The following is a 26849-nucleotide window of genomic DNA, read 5'->3' on the forward strand; positions in this document are numbered from 1 at the left end:
CGCGGCCTTACGATGGGACGCATGACTGCAACGCCCGCGTCGACGCCCGATTCCGCCTCCGCGACGAACCGCCCGAAGCGTGTCCTGCTCGCCGCTCCCCGTGGCTACTGCGCGGGCGTGGACCGTGCCGTGATCGCGGTGGAGAAGGCCCTGGAGCAGTACGGGGCCCCGATCTACGTCCGGCACGAGATCGTCCACAACAAGTACGTCGTCCAGACCCTGGAGCGGAAGGGCGCCATCTTCGTCGACCAGGCGACCGAGGTGCCGCCGGGCAACATCGTGATGTTCTCCGCGCACGGCGTCGCCCCGACCGTCCACGAGGAGGCCCGCCAGGGCCGGCTCGCGACCATCGACGCCACCTGCCCGCTGGTCACCAAGGTCCACAAGGAAGCCGTCCGCTTCGCCAACGACGACTTCGACATCCTCCTCATCGGCCACGAGGGCCACGAGGAGGTCATCGGCACCTCCGGCGAGGCCCCCGACCACATCCAGCTGGTCGACGGCCCCGGCGACGTCGCCAAGATCGAGGTCCGGGACCCCTCCCGCGTCGTCTGGCTCTCCCAGACCACGCTCTCGGTCGACGAGACGATGGAGACGGTCGACGCGCTGAAGGAGAAGTTCCCGCAGCTGATCTCCCCGCCGTCCGACGACATCTGCTACGCCACGCAGAACCGCCAGATCGCGATCAAGGAGCTGGCCGGCCAGGCCGAGCTGGTCATCGTCGTCGGCTCGAAGAACTCCTCGAACTCGATCCGGATGGTCGAGGTCGCCAAGCAGGCCGGCGTCCCCGCCGCGTACCTGGTCGACTTCGCGAGCGAGATCGACGAGGCCTGGCTGGAGGGCGTCACCAGCGTCGGCCTCTCCTCCGGCGCCTCCGTCCCGGACGTCCTCGTGCAGGAGGTCCTGGAGTGGCTCTCCGAGCGTGGTTACGCCGACGTCGAGATCGTCAAGACGGCCGACGAGTCCCTGACCTTCTCGCTGCCCAAGGAGCTCCGGAACAAGGACCTGCGGGCCGTCGCCGAGAAGCTCGGCACGGGCGCCCCCGTCAAGGAGTAACTCGGCAGCACAGCCCTTACCGTGGGTTCCATGAACGTCTTCGGAGTGGACATCGGCGGCTCGGGCATCAAGGGCGCCCCCGTGGACCTGGAGCGCGGAGCGCTCACCGAGGAGCGCCACAAGGTACTGACCCCGCAGCCCGCCACACCCGACGGTGTGGCGGGCTGCGTCGCGGAGGTCGTGGAGCACTTCGGCTGGACCGGACCGGTGGGAGTGACCTTCCCGGGGGTGGTGACCGGCTCCACCGTCCGTACGGCGGCGAACGTCGACAAAGCGTGGATCGGCGTGGACGCGGGCACCCTGCTGAGCGAGCGCCTGGGCGGCCTCCCGGTGACCGTCCTGAACGACGCCGACGCGGCCGGAATCGCGGAGATGACCTTCGGCGCGGGCCGGGGCCGCAAGGGCACCGTGATCCTGCTGACCCTCGGCACGGGCATCGGCTCGGCCCTCTTCGTCGACGGCCGCCTCGTCCCGAACACGGAGCTGGGCCACCTGGAGCTCAAGGGCTATGACGCGGAGACCAGGGCGTCGACGAAGGCCAAGGAGGACGAGGACCTCACCTGGGAACACTGGGCGACGCGCCGCCTGCGGAAGTACCTCGCGCACGTGGAGATGCTGTTCTCGCCGGAGCTGTTCATCATCGGCGGCGGGGTGAGCCGGAAGGCGGACAAGTTCCTGCCCCTCATCGAGGGCATCAGGGCGGAGATCGTCCCGGCGGAACTCCAGAACAACGCGGGGATCGTGGGCGCGGGGATGGCGGCGGGAACGGCGTAGGGGAGGGTCTCCGCGTAGAGCTCCCCGTACGGGTCGCATACGGGGTCCGCATATGGGGGTCCGTACGGGTCCCGTACGGGGAGCTCCGGCGGCGGGTCTAGGCGACGGGGCGGCGGCGGGGGGCTCGGCCCGAGGCGGGGCCCCTCCCACCGGCCCCGGGCGCCTCACCGGTCACGGAGGGGGCCGGGGAGGCCGGGGCTCCGGCGGCCGCCGACCGGGCGTGGTGCTGGCGCCGCCCCATCTCCCGCACCTTCCGTACGCTCGCGATGACCCCGGCGACGAGGGTCCCGCCGTACAGCCAGCCGGCGTGCACGGCGAGGGCGGTCACGACGGCCATGGCCTGGCCGCCGAAGCCGCCGGTGCCGCCCGCGATGGGGACGACGCCGACGGCGAAGGCGATGGGGACGCCGATGGGCGCGGTGACGAGGTCGGCGGTGCGCACCCAGAGCGCGGTCAGGGCGCTGACCGGCAGGAACAGCAGTCCGTAGGCGACGGGGGAGCCGTCGAGGAGCAGCAGGTCGAGGAAGCCGAGCGTCAGCATGACGGCGGAGGCGAAGAGCCCGGCGCCGATCCCGGTCAGACGGGGCTGGGGGAGGCGCCGCAGAGCGAGGACGACGGGCGGCACGGGCCGGCCGGGCTTTCCGGCCGGCGCCACGGGGGATCCGGCGCGCTCGACGCGGGCGGCGCCGGGGCCCCGCCGGGTCCGGCCGGTCACGCGGTACACGGCCGCACCCTCCACGAGCGCGGCCGGCGGCGCGGCCGGCGGCGTGACGGGCGGCGCGACGGTCGGCGTGACGGGGGTTTGCGGCCGTCGGCGGCCTTGCGGCTGACTTGTCCTGTGCTGCTCCACTCCACCAACGTAGGTCGGGAAGGGGCGGGAACCGGGTCCGGGACACGCCCTTTGGGTGACCTTGCCCCCGAGAACGACCGAAGGTCGGCGTCACTGGCCGGTTCGGGCCGCCCGTAAACTGGGGGATCGGCCCCCCGTCCACACTTCAGGAAGTCGCCACCGTGTCGCTCACGATCGGAATCGTCGGTCTGCCGAATGTCGGCAAGTCGACCCTGTTCAACGCCCTGACCAAGAACGACGTGCTGGCGGCCAACTACCCGTTCGCCACGATCGAGCCCAACGTCGGAGTCGTCGGTGTCCCCGACGCCCGGCTGACCAAGCTGGCGGAGATCTTCGGGTCCCAGCGCATCCTCCCCGCGACGGTCGACTTCGTCGACATCGCGGGCATCGTGCGCGGCGCGAGCGAGGGCGAGGGCCTCGGCAACAAGTTCCTGGCGAACATCCGCGAGTCGGACGCCATCTGCCAGGTCATCCGCGCCTTCAAGGACGAGAACGTCGTGCACGTCGACGGCAAGGTCTCGCCGAAGGACGACATCGAGACGATCAACACGGAGCTGATCCTCGCGGACCTCCAGACGATCGAGAAGGTCCTGCCGCGCCTCCAGAAGGAGATGCGGATCAAGAAGGACACGGCGCCGAAGGTCGCCGCGGTCGAGGCGGCCCAGGCGATCCTGGAGCGCGGCGACACCCTCTTCTCGCAGGGCATCCTGCAGGGCTCGGAGAAGGCGGAGCTCCTCCACGACCTGCACCTCCTCACCACCAAGCCCTTCCTCTACGTCTTCAACGTGGACGAGGACGAGCTGACGGACGACGCGTTCAAGGCGGAGCAGAGCGCGCTGGTCGCCCCGGCGGAGGCGATCTTCCTCAACGCGAAGCTGGAGCAGGACCTGGCCGAGCTGGAGGAGGAGGACGCGATGGAGCTCCTCCAGTCCGTCGGCGCCGAGGAGCCGGGCCTGGCGACCCTCGCCCGCGTGGGCTTCGCGACCCTGGGCCTCCAGACCTACCTGACGGCCGGCCCCAAGGAATCCCGCGCCTGGACGATCAAGCAGGGCGCGACGGCCCCCGAGGCGGCCGGTGTCATCCACACCGACTTCCAGAAGGGCTTCATCAAGGCCGAGGTCATCTCCTTCGCCGACCTCGTCGAAACGGGCTCGGTGGCCGACGCCCGCGCGGCCGGCAAGGCCCGCATGGAGGGCAAGGAGTACGTCATGCAGGACGGCGACGTGGTGGAGTTCCGCTTCAACGTCTGATCGCGTATCCAGATGCGGCCTGACCTGCGAGGATGCAGGCCAGGCCCTTCTGCTGTCCGCAACAGTCCGCAGAACCGGGAGCAGCTACGTGTCGTAGACCGTGGAGCGGTGTCCGACGTGTACGACCCACACCACCAGCTCCCCGTTGTCGATCGTGTAGACGACACGGTAGTCGCCGACCCGTAGGCGGCGGCGCTCAGGCTGGGATACGAGTGCCGTGGTGTTGAAGCCGAAGGGGTCGCTCTCCAGCTCTGTCAGTTTGGCCAGGATGCGAAGCGCCATGTCACGCGGGATCTTGCGCAGCTCGGCCTGGGCCTCGGGCCGGAACACCGTGCGATAGTCACTCACTGCGTGCCAGCGTCTCCCTCATCACGTCCTCGATCGGGACGCCGACGGCCGGGCTCGCCATGCGCTCGTCGATGATGCGGTTGATCTCGCGCTCTTCCCACTCCTGGTATTTGCGCAGCACCTCGATCGAGACCACGGCGGCGACCTGCTTTCCGCGACGGGTGATGACAGTGGGCACGTCGTCGCGGTCGGCCCGTTCGACGACTTCGGCCAAGTGAGCGCGTACGTCGCGGATGGACTCTATGGGCAGCGGCTGAGTCATGCCTCAAGGGTACCGAGTGTGCCATGTGTACACAATCGGGGTTGCATGCACTCGTTGGGATGAGCCGCCGATTGGGTGGCTGATTCCGGGGACGGAGATCCCGCGGCCCTGCGGCGTGCAGGGGCCCCCGCGTACGAGCCACGCCCCCGGCCGATGGACTGATTTCGCAAGCATGCAGGTCAGAAGGGGCTGGACTCGTCGAGTTCCACCCGTTCTGGCATGCCCATGCTGACTTGGTGCTGACTCGCGATCGCGGAAGCGGAGGCAGGGTCAGGCGTGGGGTACCGCCGTGGCGAGGACCACCTCGAATTCCTCGAGGCTGCGGGTGGTTGCGCGAGCCTTCGCCGTGGCCTCTCCGCGGACCGCCGCGACGGCGCCACGGGATGCCACGAGTGCGTCGCGGTCGGCGTAGAGCGCGCCGACAGCGGCTCTGCCCCCGTCGCGATCGATGAGCAGGGAGATGCCGGCCAGTCCTGGGACCTTCTGGACCTTGGGCAGTGAGGTGTCGCGGAACGCGTCCACCAGCAGGTCGATGTCGGCCGGCTCGACGTCCATGTGGACCAGCCGGAACCCCGCGCCCGGCCCGAGTTCCTCTGCGCGCCGGGCGACCGCCGCTTCCCAGTTGTCGACCGTCACGGTCTGCGCGAACGGCGCCATCATCTCGGCCCGCCGCTTGCTCAGGTTCTCGTAGCTGGCCTGCCGGGAGGCCTCGTCCTCCCACCACGATCCCACCAGGAGCTTGCCGAGCTCACGGTCGGCGAACAGCCCCATCCCGCGAAAGCCCGGTTGCGCCGACAGCAGCGCACGCCCGTCGGTCCGTAGCGCCTCGGCGACCCCGTCGAGCTCGGCCGGATCACCCGTTGCATAGATGCTGCGAACGTACATAGCGCCCTTTCCTGCCTTCCGGTGGCCCCGCGCGGGCTCGTTTTCCCACTCCATGCGATGACCGGGGCGGATGGGGGGCAACGCGGCAGGGGCATTCAGGTGAAGAGGTGAGCCGTTGGCCCGTGCTGTTTCCCGTGCTGGGATGGCGCTGGGCATCTGATCATCCATCAGCCGCTCGGCTCGCCTGAAGGGCGCCGGTGCGCGGTCCAGCGGGGCGAGGGGACCGTGACGCTTCACGGTGCCGAGCCTGGCGCGCTACGGTCGAGTCCCTGGAGAGGGCTCTGAGGGAGACATTCCCGAGCCCACGTTGCGCGGTGGCTCCGGGACTCCTTCGTGCCCGCACCGCACCTCGTCTGGTTCGCGAGCGGCCTCGCCGTGGCGAACGGCGAGCAGGGCCCGTGGCCGCTGCCGGCCGAGGGTGGCGACGAAGACATCGCGGCCGAGCTGCGCAGGCACCTCGACTCCGTCGAGACCCCGTAGCCAGTCCGCAGACAGTCCGCAGGACACCCGTAAGCGACCGTCGGGACCCAACGCACGCCGACGGGGAAATGCCTGGTCAGGGCGACGTATGCGGCTCCGCCGCAGGTCAGGATCGGCCCGCAGACATTCCGCTTCAACGTGTAGCTCCTCCGTCACAGCGAAAATCAGGGGCCGGACTCGCACGAGTCCGGCCCCTTCCGCTGTCCCGTGCCGGCGCGGTGGTGACCCTTCAGCTGCTTCGGGGCGGTGTGAGCTTGTCCAGATCGAGGTTGATCTCGAAAGGCACCGGACGCTGGAGCGACCCGGGGAAGATGCCGGCGGGCGCGTAGGCGCGGGTCGGTTCGTCGAGGTCGTGCGGATGGACGGCGTTGCCGGGCCTCCGGGAGGTGCGCGTGGTGTCCGGTGGGGTGGTCGGCCGGGCATAATTTCGGCCGAATCGTCGTGGTGGAGGGGTGCGGTCGTGAAGCTTGCCGAGGCGTTGGTGTTGCGGGCGGATGCCGCTCGGCGGGTCGAGCAGTTGCGGGCTCGGGTGGTCGGTAGCGCTCGGTTCCAGGAGGGGGAGGAGCCTGCCGAGGACGCGGCCGCCCTGCTGGCCGAGGTCGGCGAGGTCCTGGGGGAGTTGGAGGGGTTGATCCGGCGGATCAACCGGACCAATGCCCAGGTCGTGGTCGAGGGCGGGGGCACTCTCACCGACGCGTTGGCTCGGCGGGATGTGCTGCGGCTGCGGCATTCCGTCGTCACGTCGGCCGCCGACGCCGCCGCCGGGCGGGACCAGCACGGGACGGTGCGGCAGCTGCGGTCCGAGCTGAAGATGCTGTCGGCGCTTCCCGTGGCGCGGCTGCGGGCGCAGGCCGACGTGCTGGCGCGGGAGCTCCGTGAGGTCGACGTGCTGATCCAGCGGTCGAACTGGGAGGTCGATCTGCTGGACTGAGCGAGTCGCTCGACGTGGAGCAGGTAGTCGTCCGAAGGCGTGCACAAGCCGTGGGCCGGCGGTCATTCCGGTCCATCCTGGTGCGTGGAGAGCAGCGCAGGGGTTCGATTCCCCGTTTACACAGCCGCTCAGCACAGCGCACAGGTGACGGTGCACAACGCACAGTTCATCACCATGTGCAGATTCGGACGACGAGGGCGGGATCGGGGATCTCCACGTCGCTTTCGACCCCTCCACCCCACGTATCCTCGACTGCTGGGGAAACGGGGGAGACGGATCGCGGAGGTGTACTGGTGGAGTTCCGGCTGCTCGGCTCCGTTGCGCTGGTGACGGAGGACGGGGACGTAGCCCTGGGGCCCGCCAAACGGTCCAGTCTTCTCGTGATGCTGCTGTTGCGGCCCAACAGCGCGGTGAACGTCGGTCAGCTGATCGACGCGCTGTGGGAGGAAGAGCCGCCGACGCACGCCAAGACCGTGCTGCAGGGGCACGTTTCGCGGCTGCGGGCGCTGCTCGCCGAGCACGGGGCGGAGGCGTACGGGGTCGAGCTGGCCACGCAGGGGTCGGCGTACGTGCTGCGGATGCCGGAGTCGCTGGTGGACGCGCACCGCTTCGAGGAGCTCGTGGCGCTCGCCGGGGTGCAGCGGCGGCCCGCCGACGCGGTGCGGATGCTGCGGGAGGCCTTGTCGTACTGGCAGGGGCCCGCGCTCACCGGGACCGTGCACAGCCGGCCTCTCGAGGCCGCGGCCGGGGGGCTCGAAGAGCTGCGGCTGGCCTCCGTGGAGGCGTTGGCGGAGGCGTACGGAGAGCTCGGCGAGCATGCCAGGGCCGCCGCCGTGCTGCGGACCGAGGCCGTCGCGCACCCGCTGCGGGAGTCCCTCGCGGCCGCGCTGATGCTGGCCCTCGGCCGTTCGGGCCGGCAGTCGGACGCGATCGACTGGTACCACCGCACCCGGCGACTCCTCGCCGAGGAACTGGGCGTCGATCCCGGCGAGACGCTCAGCGAGGCGTACGCGACGCTGCTCCGTTCCGCCGAGCCCGTCGCCGTGGCCCGGCCGGTCGTTCCCATCGCGCTCCCGGCACCGGAGGGACTGCCGCGCGCCCCGCGCGGGTTCACCGGCCGCGGCGGCGAACTCGCCGCCCTCGACCGGGCCGTACGAGGGGGCGAAGGACCCGTCTGCCTGGTCACCGGACCCGCCGGCGTCGGCAAGACGGCCTTCGCCGTGCACTGGGCGTACGAGCGCCGCGCCGACTTCCCCGACGGTCGGCTCTTCGCCGACCTGCGCGGCTTCAGCGACACCCCGGCCCCCGAGACCGCCGGCGTCCTCCGCGAGTTCCTGCTCGCGCTCGGCGTGCAGCCGCAGCGGATCCCGGAGGCCGTCGAGGCGCGCGGCGCCCTGTTCCGGTCCCTGACGGCCGGCCGCCGGCTGCTCGTCGTCCTCGACAACGCCCGCTCCTCCGAGCAGGTCAGGCCCCTGCTGCCCGGCGGCGACCACTGCACGACCCTGGTCACCAGCCGCGACCGGCTCGGCGGCCTCATCGCCTCCGACGCGGCCCGGCCGGTGCCGCTCGGCCACCTTCCGCCGGCCGATTCGGCGGCCCTGCTCACCACTGTGCTCGGCGAGACACGGGTCGCCGCCGAACCCGCCGCGGCCGCACGGCTCGCCGGGCTCTGCGACGGCCTGCCGCTCGCGCTGCGGGTGACGGCGGCCCGGCTCGCCGAGCGCCCGCAGTGGACGCTCGACGCGATGGTCGGCGAACTCGCCGACGAGCAGGGCCGGCTGATGCTGCTCGACGTCGAGGACCGGGGCGTCTCCGCCGCGCTGCGCCTCACCGTCCAGCAGCTGCCCGAGTCCGCGGCCCGGCTGTTCCGTGCGATCGGTCTGCACACCGGCTCCGATCTGGACCGGTTCGCGGCCGGCGCGCTCGCCGGGACGTCCCCGGCGCACGCCTCCGCCGACCTGGACCGGCTCGCCGCCGCCCATCTGCTCACCGAGTCCGTCCCCGGCCGCTGGATGCCGCACGACCTGGTACGGCTCTACGCCCGTCACGTCGCCTCGGGCGCCGACCCCGAGGGCCTGCCCCGGCTCCTCGACCACTACCTGTACACGGGGCTCGCGGCCGACGCCGCCGCCGAGCCGGGCTCCCAGCCCTGCTACTCGCTGCCCGCCGACGCCCGACGGCCCGCCGCGACCCGCGAGTTCGAGGACCGCACGGCGGCCCTCGACTGGTACGTGGCCGAGCGCGCCGCCCTGGAGGGTGCCGTCACCGCCGCGGCCGCCCTCGGCCTGCACGACCGGGCCTGGCGGCTCGCCCTGGTGCAGTGGCCGTTGATGCTCATGCGGATCGGGGACGGCTGGACGCCGCTCCTGGAGGCCGGACTCGCCTCGGCCGCGCACGTGGGCGACTTCGACGCCCAGTCGCGCACGCGGGCGCTGCTCGGCTGGATCCTGCACGAGGAGGGCCGGGACGCCGAGGCCCTCGTCCACCTGGAGAAGGCCCCCGGCCTGGCCGCCCGGGCCGGCGACACGATCAGCGAGGCGATCGCCTACGTCAACTACGCCGCCGTCCTGGACGCGACCGGGGAGCACGAGCGGGCCGGGCTGCTCATGGTCCACGCCGTCTCGCTCGCCGACCGGACGGGCCATCCGTCCACCCAGGTGCTCACCCTCCATCACCTGGCGGGGCACTGCATGAAGGCGGGGGACTACGAGGCGGCGCTCGCGCACACCCTTCGCGCCGGGGAACTGGTCGCACCAGACGCGGTGGTCGTCCAGGCCCAGCTGCAAATCGTCCGGGGTGAGGCGCTGGCCGCTATCGGCCGTGTCGAAGAGGCCGCTGACCAGCTGGAACGCGCGATCGTGTCGGCCGACGCGGCTGGTTTCACCGAGGGTTCGGCGCGGGCGGCGGCCGGTCTTTCGCGCTTGTCAGCGGATCGTTAGCGGTACGCAAGCGGGACGGCAGCGCGAGGCCGGAAGCTGGATACAGCACGGAGTACACGGAGTGCACTGAGCACCCGGAGTGCCCGCGCCGAGGCAACTGCCTCGGCGTACCAGCACCGACCGACCGCTTCACGGGGGAGAACCACCATGCGTACCCACTACAAGTCCACCGTCCTCGCCGCCGCCGCCGTCACCGCCCTCTCGCTCGGCCTGACGGCCTGCGGCGGCACGGACGCCGGCGCCAAGGACGCGGGCAGCGCGAGCTCCTCGCAGTCGGCCGCGGGCGCCACCGACAAGGGGACGGGCGACGCCGCGGGCACCGCCGACCAGACCGCCGCGAAGAGCGGCTCGGGCTCCACCGGTGGCTCGACGGCGACCGGCGGCACGTCCGGCGGCACCGGCACCAAGGGGTCCACGACCGGCTCCACGGCCGGTTCCTCGACCGGCGGCAAGACCTCCGCCAAGGCGCCCGCCTGCGCCTACGGCGACATCAAGGTCACCGCGGCGAAGGCTGACGAGGTCCCGACCGAGCACATCGTCCTCACCGCGACCAACACCTCCGGCAGCGCCTGCACCCTGCTGGAGTACCCGCTGATCGCGTTCGGCCCGATCCAGACCGCCAAGGACATCCCGGCCGTCGCGAAGAGCAAGCCGGCCGCCCCGGTCGTCCTGCAGCCCGGCGCGCCCGCGTACGCCAATGTGCGGATCGCGCTCGGCGGCGCCCACGAGGACAACAAGGTCGTGAAGAGCTTCAACGTGAACCTCTTCGCCGCCGCGGGCCCGGCCGAGGGCAGCATCGTCGTCAAGGCCCCCGCGGGCGGCCTGGCCGTCGACGAGGCCGCCGCGAAGACGGGCTACTGGACGAACGAGCTCCGCAACGGCGCCGACGAGTTCTGAGCCGGCCGGTTCTGAGGCGACGAGTTCTGAGCCGGCCGGTTCTGAGGCGACGAGTTCTGAGCCGGCTGGTCCTGAGGCGACGAGTTCTCAGCCGGCCGGCTCCGAGCCGCGGTCACACCGCCAGGCCCGTCTTCGCCCCCGCCCCGCACAGCGGCACCACCGTGAGGCCGGGGCGCGGAGGCGCCGCCTGGACCGCCGCCCAGCAGGCCACGCCGGTGGACTCGACGAAGAGGCCGCGGCGGGCCAGGTCCCGCTGGGCGGTACGGATCTGATCCTCCGTCACCGTCAGGAACGTGCCGCCCGTCGCCCGTACCGCCCGCAGGATCTGGTGGGCGCGGGGCGGGGCCGGGATCGCGATGCCCTCGGCGAGGGTGGGGCGGACGGGGGCGGGTGCGCCCAGCTCGTCCGCGCCCGCGTGGAAGGCCGCGGCCAGCGGGGAGACGGCCTCCGCCTGGACGGCGACGAGGGCGGGGCGGTTGTCCGTGAGCCCGTGGCGGTGCAGTTCGTCGAGGGCGAGGGCGGCGCCCAGGAGCAGGGTGCCGTTGCCGACCGGGACGACGATCGTGTCGGGGAGGCGGCCGCCGAGCTCCTCCCACAGCTCGTACACGTACGTCTTGGTGCCGTGCAGGAAGTACGGGTTGTAGACGTGCGAGGCGTAGAAGGTGCCGGATTCGTCGGCGGCCGCCCGCGCGGCGCGGGCCGTCGCCTCGCGGTCGCCGGGGACCTCGACGACCCGGGCTCCGTGCGCCCGGATCTGCTCCAGCTTCTTCGGGGAGGTGCCCTCGGGCACGTACACGAGGCAGTCGAGCCCGGCCCGCGCGCCGTACGCGGCGATCGCCGTGCCCGCGTTCCCGCTGCTGTCGGCGACGACCCGGTCGAGGCCGCCGTTCCGCGCGAGGCGGAGGGCGTGGGCGGCGAGCATCACCGCGCCGCGGTCCTTGAAGGACAGGGTCGGCATGAGGAAGTCGAGCTTGGCCGAAACCGATCCCTCCTCCCTTTCCCCGAGGGGGACGAGTGGCGTGCGGCCCTCCCCGAGCGTCACCTCAGGCGCGTACGGCATCGGCGGCAGCGCCTCCTCGTAACGCCACAATGAATTTTGCCGTGACGCGAGTGACGGGAGGGAAACCGGCCCACTTGCGAACTCCAGGTCCCAAGGTCCGCCGCACTTCGGACAACGCCAGGTGAGCGTGTCCGTGGGCGAGTGAACCTGGCAGCGGGGGCACACGTAGGAGGTCATGGTGATCAGCATGTCAGCTGTGTGGCACGGGTGTTGCGGGGCGTCGAGAGCTCTTGTGGGATTCCTATGGATCAGTCAATCTTTCGCTCGGCAGCCGGATGTCCGAGGCGGCGTGGAGCCACGTTGTCTTGTCATGTCCCTGCTAAATCCCCCACAGCAGCGCACCACCAATGAGGAGGACCCCTCACATGTCAGTGATGCGTGGATCACGACGCCGAATCGCCACCGCCACGGCCATCGCCGTCACCGCCCTCACCCTCGGCAGCCTCTCCGCCCTCCCGGCCGCCGCCTCGCCGGCCGCCCCCGAGGGCGTCATCGAGAACGCCGGAGCCGAAGGCACGATCGCGGGCAGCTACATCGTCACCCTCGACGAGTCGGCGCAGGCGGAGACCGCCAAGGGCCGTGCCGTAGCCGCCAAGTTCGGCGCGAAGATCAAGCGGACGTACACCACGGCGATCAACGGCTACTCCGTCGAACTCTCCGAGGCGCAGGCGAAGAAGCTCGCGGCCGACCCCGCCGTGACCTCCGTCGTCCAGAACCGCGTCTTCACGGTCGACGGTACGCAGCCCTCCCCCCCGTCCTGGGGCCTGGACCGGATCGACCAGAAGGCCCTTCCGCTGAACCAGAGTTACACCTACCCGGACACCGCGGGCCAGGGCGTCACCGCGTACATCATCGACACCGGCGTACGCATCACCCACAGCGACTTCGGCGGCCGCGCCTCCTACGGCTACGACGCCATCGACAACGACAACACCGCCCAGGACGGCCACGGCCACGGCACCCACGTCGCCGGAACGGTCGCGGGCACGTCGTACGGCGTCGCGAAGAAGGCGAAGATCGTCGGCGTCCGCGTCCTCGACAACTCCGGCTCCGGAACGACCGAGCAGGTCGTCGCGGGCATCGACTGGGTCACGCAGAACGCCGTGAAGCCGGCCGTCGCCAACATGAGCCTCGGCGGCGGCGTCGACACCGTCCTCGACGCGGCCGTCCGCAACTCGATCGCCTCCGGCGTCACGTACGCGGTCGCGGCGGGCAACGACAGCGCCAACGCCTCCAACTACTCGCCGGCGCGCGTCACCGAGGCCATCACCGTCGGCTCCACGACCAACACCGACGCCCGCTCCAGCTTCTCCAACTACGGCACGGTCCTGGACATCTTCGCCCCGGGCTCCTCCATCACCTCGTCCTGGAACACCAGCGACTCCGCCACCAACACCATCTCCGGTACGTCCATGGCGACCCCGCACGTCGTGGGCGCCGCGGCCGTCTACCTCGGCGCCAACCCGACGGCGACCCCGGCGCAGGTCTCCACGGCCCTGACGACCGCCGCCACCCCGAACGTCGTCACCAACCCGGGGACCGGCTCCCCGAACCGGCTGCTGTACGTCGGCGGCGGCACCACCACCCCGCCCACCGGCCCGAAGTTCGAGAACACCGGTGACTACGCCATCGCCGACAACGCGACCGTCGAGTCCCCGCTCACCGTCAGCGGCGTCACGGGCAACGCCCCCGCCGCCCTCCAGGTGCCGGTGAACATCGTCCACACCTACATCGGTGACCTCCAGGTCCAGCTGATAGCCCCCGACGGCTCGGCGTACACGCTGAAGGCCTTCGGCACCGGCGGCAGCGCGGACAACATCAACACCACGTACACCGTGAACGCCTCCTCGGAGGCCGCCAACGGCACGTGGAAGCTGCGGGTCACGGACAACGCGTCCATCGACACCGGGAAGATCGACTCCTGGGCGCTTCAGTTCTGAGCCGGAGCGCGGATCTGAGCCGGATCGCGGATCTGAGTCCGCCGGAGTTCTGAGCCCGACCTGTATGTCATCGGTGAGGGGCGGTCGCCTGCGGGCGACCGCTCCTTCCGTTGCGCACCCCCGGGTACGATGCGCGACCGATCGTTTGTTCGTGTCGTTCGCCCCGAACAGGAGCACCGTACCCGTGGAGCCGACCCCGCCGACCCCGCCGCCGCCGTCCCCCCGGGGCGGCCCGCAGCAGGGGGGATGGCCCGCCCCGGGGCCGTACACCTCGCCAGGGATGCCGTACACGGCCGGGCCCTACGCCGGCGGCCCCGGTGCGCCCGGTGCGCCCGGTGCGCCCGGCATCGGCCCGTACGGGCAGCCGCCCCGGCGTACCACCAACGGGCTCGCCGTCGGCTCCCTCGTCTCCGGCATCGTCTGCTGCCTGCCGCCCCTCGGCCTGATCCTCGGCCTGATCGCCCTTCCGCAGATCAAGAAGCGGGACCAGGAGGGCAAGGGCCTCGCGGTCGCGGGCATCGTCCTCTCCGCCGTCAGCTGTCTGCTGCTGGTGATCGGCCTCGCCACCGGCGGCATCGGCGAGTTCTGGGGCGGCTTCAAGGAGGGCGTCGACGAGGCGTCCCGCTCCAAGTCGCCGCTGTCGCTCCGGACCGGGCAGTGCTTCAGCGATCCCGGCAAGCTGGAGGAGTACACGACCGACGTGACGATCGTCGACTGCGATCGTCCGCACGACGGCGAGGTCACCGGTGTCTTCAAGGTCACCGGCTTCGACAAGTGGCCGGGCGAGGACCCGCTCGACAAGATCGCGGAGAAGCGCTGCGAGACGATCAACGGCGCGTACGCGCTGGACACCTGGGCCGTCCCGAAGGACGTCTGGCTGTACTACTACCTTCCCAGCAGCCAGAGCTGGCGCCTCGGCGACCGGACGGTGACCTGCGCGTTCGCCACCGACAAGAAGCCGTTCAGCGGCTCGGTGCGCTCTGACGGGACCACGCTCACCGACGACCAGGAGTCCTTCCTGAAGGCCCTCAACCCGATCGAGACGGTCTCGTACCGGGAGCCGGAGGAGGACCCGGACGAGGACTTCACCGCCAACAAGGTGTGGGCCACGGAGCTCCTGGCGGCGATCAACACGGCGCACGCGGACCTCGGGCAGCGCTCCTGGCCCGCCGACTCCACCGCCGCCGTCGCGGCGCTCCGCAAGGAGCTCGGAGCGGCCTCGAAGCAGTGGCTCAAGCTGGCGACGGCGGCCGACGCGGACGCCTACTGGGAGGCGTACGACCCGGCCTGGGAGGCCCTGCCCGAGGACCTTGGCGCGGACGCGCGGACGGCGCTCGACCTGACAGGCGCGCCGCCGGCGGGCGAGGGCACCTCCGCCTGATTCGAGGCCTTCGTACGAGACCGTACGACGCCTTCGTGCGAGACCTTCGTGCGAGACCTTCGTGCGAGGCCTTCGTGCGAGGTCTTCGTACGAGAACGGGGCCGGGTCTCCCTCGGGAGGCCCGGCCCCGTTGTGCGCGGACCGGGCGGTGGGCCCGGGGAGCGGCGGCCCGTGACCGACCGCCGCTGCGGGCACACCGCGAGCGGCGGGGCCGGTCCGCGGTTCAGGGCCCCGGCCACCGTCGAGCGGGCGGCCGGGGAGGGGGTGTCAGCGCCGGGTCAGGCCCCGGTCGATGGCGGTGATCAGCTCACCGTCGGGGGTGTCCCCGTCGAGGGACCAGATCATCGCGCCGCCGAGCCCGTTCTGCCGGACGTAGGACGCCTTGGTGCGCAGCACGGTCGGGTCGTCGTACGTCCACAGGTTGGTGCCGTCGAAGAGCCAGGCGTGGCCGTTCCGGTAACCGCGGTGGAGCTTGTACGTCCCCGAATCAGCCAGCTTCTTCAGGTGCTTGTAGTCCTCGGAGCCCGCCACCCAGGTCGCGGGGGCGGGGCCGGTCGCCGGCTGCCCGAGGCCGTCGCCGCCGCCGGTGACTCCGGTCCAGCCCTGGCCGTAGAACGGCATGCCGACCACGAGCTTGTGGGCGGGGGCTCCGCGGCGCAGCCAGGCCTTCACGGTCTGGTCGACGCTGAAGTCGTTCTTGGCGAAGAGCGCGGACTGCTGGGCGGTCGTCTTCTCGCCGGAGACGTGGAAGTCGTAGCCCTGGAGGTTCACGAAGTCGAAGTCCCGCATGATCTTGGCGACTTCGAAGCCGGCGTCGATCTTGGCGGGCGCGGTGGGCACGTACGCGCTGAGCTCGTAGTGCCTGCGCTTCTTCAGCGAGCGTCCATAGGCGTCGAGCTGGGTGCGGAACTCCCGTACCAGCTTGGTGAAGTTGGGCTTGTCCTCGGGGCGGATCACGTTCCCGGGGGCTCCGTCCGAACCGGGCCACTCCCAGTCCAGGTCGACGCCGTCGAAGATCCCGGCGGCGGCTCCGGCGCCGCCGCGCGCGCCGTCGAGGGGCAGGTTGCCCTTGATGTAGGTGTCGATGCAGGAGGCGACGAGGGTCTTGCGGCCGGCGTCGGTGCGCACGGCGTCGGAGAAGTGGGCGGAGCCGCTCCAGCCGCCCAGCGAGATCATGACCTTGAGTCCGGGGTTCTTCGCCTTGAGCTCGCGCAGCTCGTTGAAGTTTCCGGCCAGCCGCTGGTCGGCGGTGTCACCGGCACCGTCCACCGAGGAGGCGGCGTCGACGGGGCGCGCGTAGTCGGCCCAGGGGTCGGAGCCGGGCGCGTTGCCCATGAGGCACTTGCCGTCCGAACCGACCACGCCGAACGCGTAGTTGATGTGGCTGAGCTTGGCGGCGGTGCCGCTCGTCTCCAGGTCCTTGACCTGGAAGTTCCGTCCGTAGATGCCCCATTGGGTGAAGTAGCCGATCCGCTTCAGCTCGGGCTGGTGCCCGGAGAGCTGGTGCGCGTCGGCGGTGGGGGCCAGGGTGGCGAGGAGACCGAGAGTGGCCGCGGCGGCCGCGCCGAAGGTCAGCTTGGTCATGGCTCTGGGACGCATGGGCTCGTTCCTGTGCGAGGCGGGATGGCGCGTGCGGGGGAGCGTGCGGTGTGGAGCGCGTGCGGGGTGGAGCGGGCGCGCGATGTGGAGCGTGCTGGCAGGAACGTATTGGTCTGTACCAATGTAGGTCAAGAGGTCTACGTCGCCTATCCGGGGTGACCGTGGGTAGCAAGAGGTGTGATCTCGGTGTCATCACTTCGAGTGAAACTTTGGCCCATGCTTGCGGATCGCGACCGTCGGTTGTCAGTCTGTAGCTGTCAGTCAACCTGAGGGGAGTGTCCAGTGACGTTCGGTGAGCAGCCCGCCTATCTTCGCGTGGCGAGCGATCTACGGGAGAAGATCGCGAACGGCTCGCTTCCGCCGCATACCCGACTCCCCTCGCAGGCACGCATCCGCGAGGAGTACGGGGTGTCGGACACCGTCGCGCTGGAGGCCCGCAAGGTACTCATGGCCGAGGGACTCGTGGAAGGGCGCTCCGGATCGGGCACCTATGTGCGGGAGCGCCCGGTGCCGCGCAGGATCGCCCGCTCCGGCTACCGCCCGGCCTCGGGCGCCAGCCCCTTCCGGCAGGAGCAGGCGGCCGAAGGGACCCGCGGCACCTGGGAGTCGGGCAGCGAGCAGGAGCCGGCGAGCGCCGAGATCGCCGAGCGGCTCGGCATCGAGCCGGGGGAGCGCGTGATGCGCACGCGGTACGTGTACCGGGACGGGGGCGAGCCCATGATGGTCGCCACGTCCTGGGAGCCGCTCGCCGTCACCGGCCGGACGCCGGTCATGCTGCCCGAGGAGGGCCCGCTGGGCGGCTGTGGTGTCGTCGAGCGGATGGCGGCCATCGATGTGGTCGTGGACAACGTGGTGGAGGAGGTCGGCGCCCGGCCGGGCCTCGCCGAGGAACTCCTCGCGCTCGGCGGGGTGCCGGGGCATGTCGTGATGGTCGTGGAGCGCACGTACTACGCGTCGGGTCGGGCCGTCGAGACCGCGGACGTCGTGGTCCCGGCCGACCGCTACCGCCTCTCGTACCACCTGCCGGTGCGGTGAGACGTCGATGGTGATCCGTTGATGGTGATCCGTCGGCGGTGAGGAGTCGGCGGTGGGGGGCCGGCGGTGAGAGTGACCGTTCAGCGGACCCCGCCGTCCGGGCGGTGTGACCGCGAGTTAACGGGGCGTCAGCGCGCGTAACCCCGTGGCAACCGCGTGCCGCCGCCGTCCGTCACGACCGGCTCCTACCTTCCTCGTCCGTACCCGCGAAACCGGTCGGACGACAGGAACCCTCATGACGGACACGGTCACCACCCCCACCCCGGAGTCGGGTGGGGACACCTCCCAGGCCCTTGAGGCACGGGGAGGGGTCGCGCCCCCACCCGGCGGCCCCCGCCGCAGTTACGCCAAGCTGGCCGCCGACGAGAGCCGCGAGGACTACTCGCTGCGCTACGCCCCGCACTCGTTCCGGCGCTGGTCGCCCGGGACCGTGGCCGGGACCGCCCTCGGCGGCATCGCCTACCTCGCCGACTTCGCGATCGGCGCCTCGATCGTCTTCACCTACGGCTTCGGCAGCGGGCTCGCCTCGATCCTCACCGCGGCCACACTCATCTTCCTCACCGGCATCCCCATCGCCCGCGCCTGTGCGAAGCACGGCCTGGACATGGACCTGATCACGCGCGGTGCCGGCTTCGGCTACTTCGGCTCGACGCTCACCTCGCTCATCTACGCCTCCTTCACCTTCATCTTCTTCGCCCTCGAAGGTTCGATCATGGCCCAGGCCATGCATCAGGCCGTCGGTCTGCCGGTCGAGATCGGCTATCTGATCACCACCCTGATCGTCATCCCGATCGTCTTCCGCGGCATGGGCGCCCTGGCCAAGGTGCAGGCCTGGACCCAGCCGGTCTGGATCATCGGCATGGTGCTGCCCTTCGTCGTCCTGGCCTTCGAAGCCCCCGACGCCTGGGGCGCCTTCGCCTCCTTCGGCGGCACGGAGGGCGCCGGCGCGGGCTTCTCGTGGATCGGCTTCGGCCTCGGCACGGGTGTCGCGCTCTCCCTGATCGCCCAGATCGGCGAGCAGGCCGACTATCTCCGCTTCATGCCCGCCAAGACGGAGGCCACCAAGCGCCGCTGGAACCTCGCCGTGCTCGCCGCCGGGCCCGGCTGGGTCATCATCGGCGCGGCCAAGCAGCTCGGCGGCGCCTTCCTCGCGTTCGTCGCCCTGGAGGCCGTCGGCAAGACCCACGCCCTGGAGCCGATCGCCCCGCAGATCGAGGCGCTCAAGCCCTGGCTCGGCACGTTCGCCCTGCCTGCCGCAGCGCTCTTCGTGATCGTCTCCCAGATCAAGATCAACGTCACGAACGCCTACAGCGGCTCCCTGTCCTGGTCGAACTTCTTCTCCCGCGTCACCCACCGGCACCCCGGGCGCGTCTGGTACATCTTCCTCAACCTCGCCATCGCGCTGACGCTGATGGAGATGAACATGTTCGCGGCCCTGAACAAGCTGCTCGGGTTCTACTCCAACGTCGGCATCGCCTGGATCACGGCGGTCGCCGCCGACCTCGTCATCAACAAGCGGGCCGGCTGGAGCCCCCCGTACATCGAGTTCAAGCGCGCCTATCTGTACGCCGTGAACCCGGCCGGCTTCGGTGCCATGGTCATCGCCTCCGGCGTCTCGATCCTCGCCTTCTTCGGTGCCTTCGGCCCGTACGCCCAGGCCTTCTCCACCTTCATCGCCGCCGGCCTCGCCCTCGTCCTCTGCCCGCTGATCGCCTGGGCGACCAAGGGCCGCTACTACCTGGCCCGCCCCAACACCGTGAACGGCCCGGCCGCCGAAGTCGCCGACGAGCGGGCGACCCACATCTGCGCGGAGTGCGAGACGGCCTACGAGCTGCCCGACATCGCCGACTGCCCGGTGCGCTCCGGACCCGTCTGCTCCCTCTGCTGCTCGCTCGACGCCACGTGCGGGGACGTCTGCCGCAAGGACCCCGAGGGCGCCGGCGGACCCGTCCTGATGCCCGTACCGACCGTCCCTGCGGCGGCCCCCGGGGCGTGACCTTCGGCCTCCCTCCGTCGGTTCCCGGCCGATCCGTATCTCTTTGTGTAATTCCGTATCCGCTGTGTGAAGGTCAGGCGTAAGCTCCGGCATATGCGGATTGCGGTTTCCCGGAGATCCTCAACGGCGCCCGGACCTGCGGAGGGAGAAGCCTGATGGCCGAGAGCGGCCCTGTCCTCGCCTGGCTCGTCATTCGGCAGGACGACAACGGCAACCGCTACCGGGTGGGGCGGTACGCGACCGAGGACGAAGCGCAGAAGATCGCGGACAGCCTCGACGATCGCGGCCACAAGCAGCTCTACTGGGTCGAGCGCATCGGCACCCCCGCCCTCTGAGCCCGGCAGGTGCCCGCCGCGCCGGGCTACGCTCGCGCCCATGACGGAACGCACCACAGACCGCACCACGCCCCACGATCCCGTCGTGGTCGTCGTCGCGGGCGCCCTCTACGACCGGGGGCGGCTGCTGGCCGCGCGCCGCAGCGCCCCCGTCGAGCTCGCCGGCCGTTGGGAACTGCCCGGCGGCAAGCTCGAACCGGGCGAGAGTCCCGAAGAGGCCCTGGTCCGAGAGCTGCGCGAGGAGCTCGGCGTCGAGGTCGAGCCGGGTGAGCGAATCCCCGGCGAATGGCCACTGAAGCCCGGATACGTCCTGCGGGTGTGGACCGCCCGGCTGCTCTCGGGCGAACCGCGCCCGCTGGAGGACCACGACGCACTGCGCTGGCTCGCCCGGTCCGAGCTGGACTCGGTCGACTGGCTCGACCAGGACCGCCCCGCCGTCGCCGAGGCCGCGCGGAGGCTCCCGGCGGCGCCCGACACCGGAGCGCGGGGCTGACTTTCTACGCCGTTCGTGCCACCGTGCGCCCGCTGCTGCGCCCAGCGCGATATCCCACCCCAAATATCGGGTATGTCCAGATTGACCCGTTGAAAGAGGACGTGGGCCTTCCTGCTGACGCACGGCTGGGGAAGTGATCGGGTGTGATCGACACCGACGGCGACCGCGCCGAGTGGAACTTCCCGGCGGAGGCGAACGCCGTGCGCACGGCGCGGCATGCCGTGCGCGAGACGCTGCGGGCCTGGGAGCTCGACTCGGCCCTCGGTGATGTGACCGTCCTGCTGGTCAGCGAGCTGGTGACCAACTCCCTGCGGTACGCCTCCGGGCCGATCGGGGTCCGGCTCGTCCGCCCCCGGTTCGACGGCACCGACCCAGCCCACCAGCCCGCGCTGCTCGTGGAGGTTTCCGATCCGCTTCCGGATCCACCCACCGAGCGCGCCCCCGGACCCGAGGACGAAGGGGGCCGCGGACTCGGTCTCGTGGCCTGTTCCGCCCGCCGCTGGGGCACCCGTAAAGGAAGAACAGGCAAGACCGTATGGTTCGAGCTGGCTCTCCCTGGTGAGTAAACAGGGTGGGACAACGATCACCGGTACTCGGCGCGAGGCGAACGAGACCACCCTGTGATCGTGAACGTCGTGCCGTCGGGGCCTGCCGTATTGAATACTGCGGGCATGGCCGGTCCGGTGCGGTGAGCTGGAGGGGACGGTCGCGTGAGCGAGATACCTGAGAAGGCGAGTGGCGGCGTCGTGTGGCAGAGCAGCCCGCCCGGCTCCATCTATGACTACATCCGGGTGGCCTCCTTCTCCATCGGGCCCGACGGACTCGTCGAGCAGTGGAGCCGACGGGCCGTGGACCTCTTCGGGGTCACCGCCGAGGACGCCAGGGGCAAGGACCCCGTCGAGGCCTTCATGCCCGCCGACCTGCGCGAGCGCGGTCACCGACGGGTCAGGGAGATCCTCGACGGCAAGGAGTGGACAGGCCTCGTCCCCTTCCGGATCCCCGGCGAGGACCGGCCCCACGGCATCGCCGAGATGTACGTCATGCCGAGCGAGACCCAGTCCGGGGAACGGGCCGCGCTCTGCATCGTCGTCGACGTGCGAGCCCTGCGCCGCATCGAGACCGACCTCGCCGCCTCCCAGGCGATATTCGGCCAATCCCCCTTCGGCTTTCTCCTCTTCGGCACGGACCTCACCGTGAAGCGGGCCAACCGGCGCTTCGCCACCGTCTTCGGCGGCTCCGCCGACGACCACCGCGGCCGGACCGTCCACGACTACCTCAACCGGCCCGAGGCCGACCGGATGACCGCCGCCCTCCGGAGCGTCCTGGAGACCGGGGAGTCCGTCACCGACTTCGAGATCGTCGGCGCCGCACCCGGCTCCCGGGACCGCCGCCAATGGTCCATCAACCTCTACCGCGTCCACAGCGGATCCGGCCGCCCGATCGGCGTCGCCGGCCTCGGCATCGACGTCACCCGCCGACACAACGCCGCCAGGGAAGCCGCCAGCGCCCGCCGCAACCTCGCCCTCCTCAACGAGGCCGGCGCCCGCATCGGCAACTCCCTCGACCTGGAGGCCACCGCCCGCGAGCTGCTCGACGTCGCCGTCCCCGGCTTCTGCGACCTCGCCTCCGTCGACCTCTACCAGGGCCTGCTCACCGGAGACGAGGCACCGCCAGGCCGGTGGGGGAGCTCCCACGACGTCGGCTACGGCGCCGGCAGCGCCGAACTCCGCCGGGTCGCCGTCGCCAGCGCAGTCTCCGACACCCCCCTGAGAACCGACGAGGGCCACGGACCGGGCAGTGGTTGTTGCGGACCCGAACCGATCGAGGTCGGCGCCGTCCACCGCTACCCCTTCAACTCGCCGTGTGCCGGGGCCCTGCGCACCGGCCGCCTCCGGACCGTGCCCGGCGTCGACGGAGACCTCGTCCAGACCACCCTGGTCGTCCCGATGGTCGCCCACGACACCGTCGTCGGACTCGTCCAGTTCTCCCGCACCAAGGGCAGCGAGCCCTTCGGGGAGCGCGACCGCGCCCTCGCCGTCGAACTCGCCGCCCGCGCCGCCGTCTGCATCGACAACGCCCGCCTCTACCGCCGCGAGCACGAGCGGGCCCTGATCCTCCAGCGCAGCCTGCTCCCGCCCGGCGACCCCGAGGCGGCCGGGCTCGACATCGCCTGCCGCTACCTCCCCGGCACGGCCGCCACCGAGGTCGGCGGCGACTGGTTCGACGTCATCGAACTCCCCGGCCACCGCACCGCCCTCGTCATCGGGGACGTCATGGGCCGGGGCCTGCGCGCCGCCGTCGCCATGGGTGAACTGCGCACCGCCGTCCGCACCCTCGCCCAGCTCGACCTGGAGCCGGCCGAGGTCCTCTCCCATCTCGACGAGATCGCCCGCGGCCTCGGCGCCCCCATCGGCGCCCAGCAGTCCCGGAGCCACAAGTCCCGCGGCCCGGAACTCTCCGAGGTCTACCTCGCGACCTGCGTCTACGCCGTCTACGACCCGGTCACCCGCCGCTGCACCTTCGCCAACGCCGGGCACCTCCCGCCGGTGCTCGTCGAACCCGGCGAGGAGGCCCTGCTGCTCGATGTACCCCCCGGGATGCCGCTCGGGGTCGGCGGCGAACCGTTCGAGGAGGTCGAGGTCGAACTGCCCGAAGGCGCCCTCCTCGCCCTCTACACCGACGGACTCGTCGAATCCCGCGACCATCCCCTCGACGAGGGCCTGAGCGCCTTCCGGCGCGCCCTCACCGACCCGGCCCGCCCCCTGGAGGACGTCTGCGACCGGGTCCTGACCAGCCTGGACACCGCGCACGGCGAGGACGACATCGCCCTCCTCATGGCCAGGATCCAGGGACTGCCCAGCGAGGCGGTCGGCGACTGGCGGCTGCCCAGGGAACCCCGCTCGGTCGGCCGGGCCCGCGAACTCGCCCGGACCCAGCTCAAGGCCTGGGACCTCGAACCGCTCGTCGACACCGTCGAACTCCTCGTCAGCGAGCTCGTCACCAACGCGCTGCGCTACGGCGAGGGGGAGATCCGGCTGCGGCTGCTCCGCGATCGCACCCTCGTCTGCGAGGTCTGGGACGCCGGCCTGGTCCAGCCCCGGCGCCGCCGGGCCAAGGACACCGACGAGGGCGGCCGGGGCCTCCAGCTGGTCGGGCTGCTCAGCTCCTCCTGGGGCTCGCGACGCACCCCGCGCGGCAAGACCGTCTGGTTCGAACTCGCCCTGCCGGACGGCGAGGGGGCGGCGGAACCCACGGTGGAGCAGCTCCTCAGCATGTTCTGACGCACACCGCACCCACCCGACCGCCCGCCGGAGCGGACTTCCGATCGCATGTAGGAGCCGACTCCCGACCGCACGCCGGAGCCGGCTCCCGACCCCGGCCGGGCGGGTGGTCAGCCCTTGAGCGCCGCCAGCCGGGCCTCGATCTCGGCGCTGTCGCCCAGCGTGTCCAGCTGCTCGAACTGGGCGTCCAGGGAGGACGCGGCGAGCTCCTGCTTGCCCATCGCCCGCGCCTCCTCCCGGCGCACCTTGTCCTCGAAGCGGCTCAGTTCGCTCGTCGGGTCGAGCACGTCGATGTTCTTCACGGCGTCCATCATCGTGTTCTGCGCCTGGGCCGACTTGGCGCGGGCCACCAGTTCGTCGCGCTTCGCCTGGAGCTCGCCGAGCTTGCCCTTCATCTGGTCGAGGCCGGTCCTGAGCTTCGACACCACCTCGGTCTGCGCGGAGATCGTCGGTTCCGCCGTCCGCGCCTCCTTCTCCGACTGGAGCTGGCGGCCGAGCGCCACCTTCGCCAGGTTGTCGAAGCGGTCCGCCTCCGAGGCCTGCCCGCCGCTCCGCAGTTCGTCGCCCTTCCGGCTGGCCGCCAGCGCCTTGCCGCCCCACTCCTTCGCCGCCTCGACGTCCTCCTGGTGGTCCTGCTCCATCAGCCGGAGATTGCCGATGGTCGCGGCCACCGCCTCCTCCGCCTCCGCGATGTTGTTGGAGTAGTCGCGGATCAGCTGGTCCAGCATCTTCTGCGGATCCTCCGCCTGGTCCAGCAGCGCGTTGATGTTGGCCTTCGCCAGCTGGGTGACCCGGCCGAGGATGGTCTGCTTGCTCATGGCTCTTCTCCTTGAGAGGGACAGAAAGGGGGAGGACACGCGTCGCGCCGCCCTCGGAGCGGATCGGGCCGCTCTCAGAAACGGCCTCCGCCGCCCAGCCGGCCGCGCGTGCCGCTGCCGCCGAAGCTGCCGGGCCCGCCGCCGAAACCTCCGCCCCCGAAGCCCCCACCCGAACCTCCACCGAACCCCCCATGTCCGCCTCCCCTTCCCCCGCCGAGCAGTCCGCCGAGGATGATGCCGCCGAGCACCGCACCGCCGAGCCCGCCGCCACCGCCCCCTCCTACCCCTGATACACCGCCCATGCCGTTCGGGTTCCCATAGGTCCGGACGTCCTGTTCGGCGAGGTCCTGGGCGCGCCGGGCGAGAGCGTCCGCCTGCTGGGCCTCCGCGAGGGCGGCCGCCGGGTCGTTCGCCTCGGCGAGCGCGCGCGCCTTCTCCCAGCGGCGCTGGGCCTCAGCGAGGCGCGTACGGGCCTCGCTGCCCACGGCACCCCGGTGCGTGGTGATGTAGTCCGAGGCCGCCCCGATCGCCGAGCGGGCCGTCAGCATCGCCTGGTCGAGGAGCGCGCGGGCGCGTCGGCTGCCCGATTCGCGCTCCCGCGCGCCCTCCAGCGCCCCGTCGAGGGCCGCGTCGGCCTCCTCGACCCGGCGGAGGGCGTCGAGCGGGTCGTACCGTCCTATGTCCATGGTCCGCCGCACCTCCGCGAGCACCGACTCGGCGCGGGCGATCCGGCCCTGGAGATCGGCCGTTGACACCCCCTCGGCGGTCCCCCGCAGCAGACCCCGCGCCTCCGCCAGGTCGGCGTCCGTCTCCGACAGCGCACCCGGCAGCTTGCCGACCGCCTCGGCCAGCTCCTGCGCCCGCCGGTCCACGGCCTCGACCAACCGGGCCGCCTGGGCCACGGCACCCTCGGCCGCCCGGATGTGGACGGCGGCCCCGCCGTTGTCACCGGCGTCGATCTGCTGGCGGGCCTGGTTGATGTGGGTCGTGGCGAACGCGAGCCGGTCCTTGGCCTGTTCGACGTCGCCGGCGACGGGCGCGGCGGCCGTCTCGGCGTACCGCTCGCGCATCGCGGTCAGGGCGGCCTCGGCCATGCCCATCTTCCCGGTCTGCTCCCGGAAGGTGGCTTCGACGGTCTCCAGCGCCTCGGGCGCGGTCCGCTCCAGGGCCCGCAGCCGGTCGAAGTCCTCGCTCTCGGCATCGAGGCGGGCGTTCGCCTCCGCGCAGCGGCGCAGGATCTCGTCCAGCATGGTCCGGCGGGTCGAGTCGTCCTCGGGGAAGGCGTCGTCGAGTTTCTGCCGCAGCCGGAACGAGGCCGTCAGCTGCTCCTTGGCGAAGGCGACCGCCTCGGTGAAGGGGCGTACGGCCTCCTCGCCGAACTGGGCGGACGCGAAGCCGAGTTCCTCCTGGCTGGTGCGGACGGCGTCGTCGGTGGCGACCAGCGTCTGCCGGGCCTGCCCGTCGAGCTCGTCGAGGGACGGCGGTGCGGGTTCCTTCGGGGCGCCCCAGCCCTGCCCGCCCTGCGGAGTCGTGCGGGTCTCGGTCCGCCGGCGCCGTTTGGCGAACGCGTAGGCCGCCACGGCCCCCGCGCCGCCGACCAGGACCACGGGCAGGACCAGGTCGGTCGCCGAGGTGCCGTCGTCGACCGCGCCGCCCGGATCGGCGGGACCGGGGGTGATGGCCGGGGTGGGGACGGGCTGCCCTGCCAGGACGGCGGAGTATCCGTCGGCCGCGCCGATCGCGGCGCCCGCCCAGTCGTTCTGCCGCAGCGCCGGTTCGATCGCGGTCTGGGCCACCTCGTCGAGCTGGTCCTGGGTGAAGCGCGCGTCCGGGTCGGCGGAGTAGCCGTACCGGCGGTCGTGGGTGGCGACGGCGAGCAGGACGTCGTCGACTCCGAGGCCGTTGCGCTCGGCCGTGGCGTCGGCCCAGGCCTGCCCCGTGCGGCCGGAGAAGTCCCGTACGTAGACGACGAAGAGCTGGATCCGCCGCTCGTCGTACAGCCGGTCGAGGGCCTGGACCACGGAGGTACGGCGGTCGCCCAGGGCGTCCACCCGGTCGGTGATCTGCCCGTCCCGGGACAGGACGACGGGGTCGTCGGCATGGGCACGGTGAACGGCGGGCACGAGGAGCCACCACGCCGCCACCAGTACCGCGAGAAGGGCTCGGGTGGCTATTCGCGTCACAAGGGGGAGGTTATGTCCGCCTATGTCGCGCCGCGACCCGGACAACCCGGCGACCG

The 26849-nt window shown here is 71.6% G+C and carries 23 protein-coding genes and 1 pseudogene; 15 read left to right on the forward strand and 9 right to left on the reverse strand.

From position 1 onward, the window contains the following. The first annotated feature begins 12 nt into the window (after nt 1-12). Both OG462_RS28100 and ppgK read left to right on the forward strand, forming a co-directional pair. Entirely contained in the window at nt 13-1056 is a 1044-nt protein-coding gene (locus OG462_RS28100; RefSeq protein WP_406061774.1) for a 4-hydroxy-3-methylbut-2-enyl diphosphate reductase, read from the forward strand. Between the two features lie 30 nt (nt 1057-1086). Further along, entirely contained in the window at nt 1087-1830 is a 744-nt protein-coding gene (ppgK, locus tag OG462_RS28105) for a polyphosphate--glucose phosphotransferase (protein ID WP_406061775.1), read from the forward strand. A gap of 97 nt (nt 1831-1927) precedes the next feature. Here ppgK and OG462_RS28110 read toward each other — a convergent pair whose 3' ends face one another. Further along, the gene (locus OG462_RS28110; protein ID WP_406066753.1) at nt 1928-2485 is read right to left on the reverse strand and encodes a DUF6542 domain-containing protein; all 558 of its coding nucleotides are present in this window, start codon (nt 2483-2485) and stop codon (nt 1928-1930) included. A gap of 356 nt (nt 2486-2841) precedes the next feature. On the opposite strand from OG462_RS28110, the gene ychF reads away from it, so the two are divergent. Continuing rightward, nucleotides 2842-3930 carry a redox-regulated ATPase YchF gene (gene ychF / locus OG462_RS28115; protein ID WP_406061776.1) on the forward strand — a complete coding sequence of 363 codons (1089 nt, stop codon included), beginning with the start codon at nt 2842-2844 and terminating at the stop codon, nt 3928-3930. A gap of 84 nt (nt 3931-4014) precedes the next feature. Here the strand turns inward: ychF and OG462_RS28120 are convergent, their stop codons facing one another. The 3 genes from OG462_RS28120 to OG462_RS28130 all read right to left on the reverse strand — a co-directional run bounded on the left by OG462_RS28120 (nt 4015) and on the right by OG462_RS28130 (nt 5425). Then, a complete protein-coding gene (locus tag OG462_RS28120; protein ID WP_030207783.1) occupies nt 4015-4278 on the reverse strand; it encodes a type II toxin-antitoxin system RelE/ParE family toxin in 264 nt (87 codons plus the stop codon). Beyond that, nucleotides 4271-4540: a type II toxin-antitoxin system Phd/YefM family antitoxin gene (locus OG462_RS28125; RefSeq protein WP_030774626.1), complete on the reverse strand. Its 270-nt coding sequence runs from the start codon at nt 4538-4540 to the stop codon at nt 4271-4273. Before OG462_RS28125 ends, OG462_RS28120 begins: the two co-directional genes overlap by 8 nt. 270 nt (nt 4541-4810) lie before the next feature. Next, a complete protein-coding gene (locus OG462_RS28130; protein WP_406061777.1) occupies nt 4811-5425 on the reverse strand; it encodes an antibiotic biosynthesis monooxygenase in 615 nt (204 codons plus the stop codon). Nucleotides 5426-5758: 333 nt separating this feature from the next. Between OG462_RS28130 and OG462_RS28135 the strand changes: the two genes are divergently transcribed. Next, nucleotides 5759-5905 carry a hypothetical protein gene (locus OG462_RS28135; RefSeq protein ID WP_406061779.1) on the forward strand — a complete coding sequence of 49 codons (147 nt, stop codon included), beginning with the start codon at nt 5759-5761 and terminating at the stop codon, nt 5903-5905. A 229-nt stretch (nt 5906-6134) separates the two neighbouring features. On the opposite strand, the pseudogene OG462_RS28140 reads toward OG462_RS28135, so the two are convergent. Beyond that, nucleotides 6135-6269: pseudogene (locus OG462_RS28140) on the reverse strand (Uma2 family endonuclease); the annotation flags it as partial. 96 nt (nt 6270-6365) lie between these two features. Here OG462_RS28140 and OG462_RS28145 point away from each other — a divergent pair. The 3 genes from OG462_RS28145 (at nt 6366) to OG462_RS28155 (ending at nt 10672) form a co-directional block, all read left to right on the forward strand. Further along, complete coding sequence (locus tag OG462_RS28145) at nt 6366-6836, forward strand: DIP1984 family protein (RefSeq protein WP_406061780.1); 471 nt, start codon at nt 6366-6368, stop codon at nt 6834-6836. Nucleotides 6837-7129: 293 nt separating this feature from the next. Next, a complete protein-coding gene (locus OG462_RS28150) occupies nt 7130-9775 on the forward strand; it encodes a BTAD domain-containing putative transcriptional regulator (RefSeq protein WP_406061782.1) in 2646 nt (881 codons plus the stop codon). 147 nt (nt 9776-9922) lie between these two features. Beyond that, nucleotides 9923-10672, forward strand: a complete 750-nt coding sequence (locus OG462_RS28155) for a DUF4232 domain-containing protein (RefSeq protein ID WP_406061783.1) — start codon at nt 9923-9925, stop codon at nt 10670-10672. A gap of 112 nt (nt 10673-10784) precedes the next feature. Here OG462_RS28155 and OG462_RS28160 read toward each other — a convergent pair whose 3' ends face one another. Next, on the reverse strand, nt 10785-11921 hold the full coding sequence (locus OG462_RS28160; protein ID WP_406061784.1) for a pyridoxal-phosphate dependent enzyme: 1137 nt from the start codon (nt 11919-11921) through the stop codon (nt 10785-10787). A gap of 176 nt (nt 11922-12097) precedes the next feature. On the opposite strand from OG462_RS28160, the gene OG462_RS28165 reads away from it, so the two are divergent. Together OG462_RS28165 and OG462_RS28170 are read left to right on the forward strand one after the other, a co-directional pair. After that, nucleotides 12098-13672, forward strand: coding sequence for a S8 family peptidase (locus OG462_RS28165; RefSeq protein WP_406061785.1), 1575 nt, complete (start codon nt 12098-12100; stop codon nt 13670-13672). A gap of 151 nt (nt 13673-13823) precedes the next feature. Then, nucleotides 13824-15053, forward strand: coding sequence for a DUF4190 domain-containing protein (locus OG462_RS28170; protein ID WP_406061787.1), 1230 nt, complete (start codon nt 13824-13826; stop codon nt 15051-15053). Nucleotides 15054-15320: 267 nt separating this feature from the next. Here the strand turns inward: OG462_RS28170 and OG462_RS28175 are convergent, their stop codons facing one another. Beyond that, on the reverse strand, nt 15321-16652 hold the full coding sequence (locus OG462_RS28175) for a glycoside hydrolase family 18 protein (protein WP_406061789.1): 1332 nt from the start codon (nt 16650-16652) through the stop codon (nt 15321-15323). A 282-nt stretch (nt 16653-16934) separates the two neighbouring features. Between OG462_RS28175 and OG462_RS28180 the strand changes: the two genes are divergently transcribed. The 6 genes from OG462_RS28180 (at nt 16935) to OG462_RS28205 (ending at nt 23792) form a co-directional block, all read left to right on the forward strand. Continuing rightward, nucleotides 16935-17687: a GntR family transcriptional regulator gene (locus OG462_RS28180; protein WP_406061791.1), complete on the forward strand. Its 753-nt coding sequence runs from the start codon at nt 16935-16937 to the stop codon at nt 17685-17687. 235 nt (nt 17688-17922) lie between these two features. Continuing rightward, nucleotides 17923-19683 (forward strand): purine-cytosine permease family protein, encoded by a 1761-nt coding sequence (locus OG462_RS28185; protein WP_406061793.1) that lies wholly within the window; start codon nt 17923-17925, stop codon nt 19681-19683. Nucleotides 19684-19838: 155 nt separating this feature from the next. Next, nucleotides 19839-20018 (forward strand): SPOR domain-containing protein, encoded by a 180-nt coding sequence (locus OG462_RS28190; RefSeq protein ID WP_406061795.1) that lies wholly within the window; start codon nt 19839-19841, stop codon nt 20016-20018. 40 nt (nt 20019-20058) lie between these two features. Beyond that, nucleotides 20059-20511 (forward strand): (deoxy)nucleoside triphosphate pyrophosphohydrolase, encoded by a 453-nt coding sequence (locus OG462_RS28195; protein ID WP_406061796.1) that lies wholly within the window; start codon nt 20059-20061, stop codon nt 20509-20511. Between the two features lie 143 nt (nt 20512-20654). Next, complete coding sequence (locus OG462_RS28200) at nt 20655-21077, forward strand: ATP-binding protein (protein WP_406061798.1); 423 nt, start codon at nt 20655-20657, stop codon at nt 21075-21077. Between the two features lie 144 nt (nt 21078-21221). Further along, a complete protein-coding gene (locus OG462_RS28205) occupies nt 21222-23792 on the forward strand; it encodes a SpoIIE family protein phosphatase (RefSeq protein ID WP_406061800.1) in 2571 nt (856 codons plus the stop codon). 110 nt (nt 23793-23902) lie between these two features. On the opposite strand, the gene OG462_RS28210 is transcribed toward OG462_RS28205, so the two are convergent. Both OG462_RS28210 and OG462_RS28215 read right to left on the reverse strand, forming a co-directional pair. After that, nucleotides 23903-24610, reverse strand: coding sequence for a PspA/IM30 family protein (locus tag OG462_RS28210; protein ID WP_406061801.1), 708 nt, complete (start codon nt 24608-24610; stop codon nt 23903-23905). A gap of 74 nt (nt 24611-24684) precedes the next feature. Next, complete coding sequence (locus OG462_RS28215) at nt 24685-26793, reverse strand: TPM domain-containing protein (RefSeq protein WP_406061803.1); 2109 nt, start codon at nt 26791-26793, stop codon at nt 24685-24687. Nucleotides 26794-26849: the final 56 nt, after the last annotated feature.

The sequence above is a fragment of the Streptomyces sp. NBC_01077 genome (assembly GCF_045162855.1).
GTDB lineage: Bacteria > Actinomycetota > Actinomycetes > Streptomycetales > Streptomycetaceae > Streptomyces.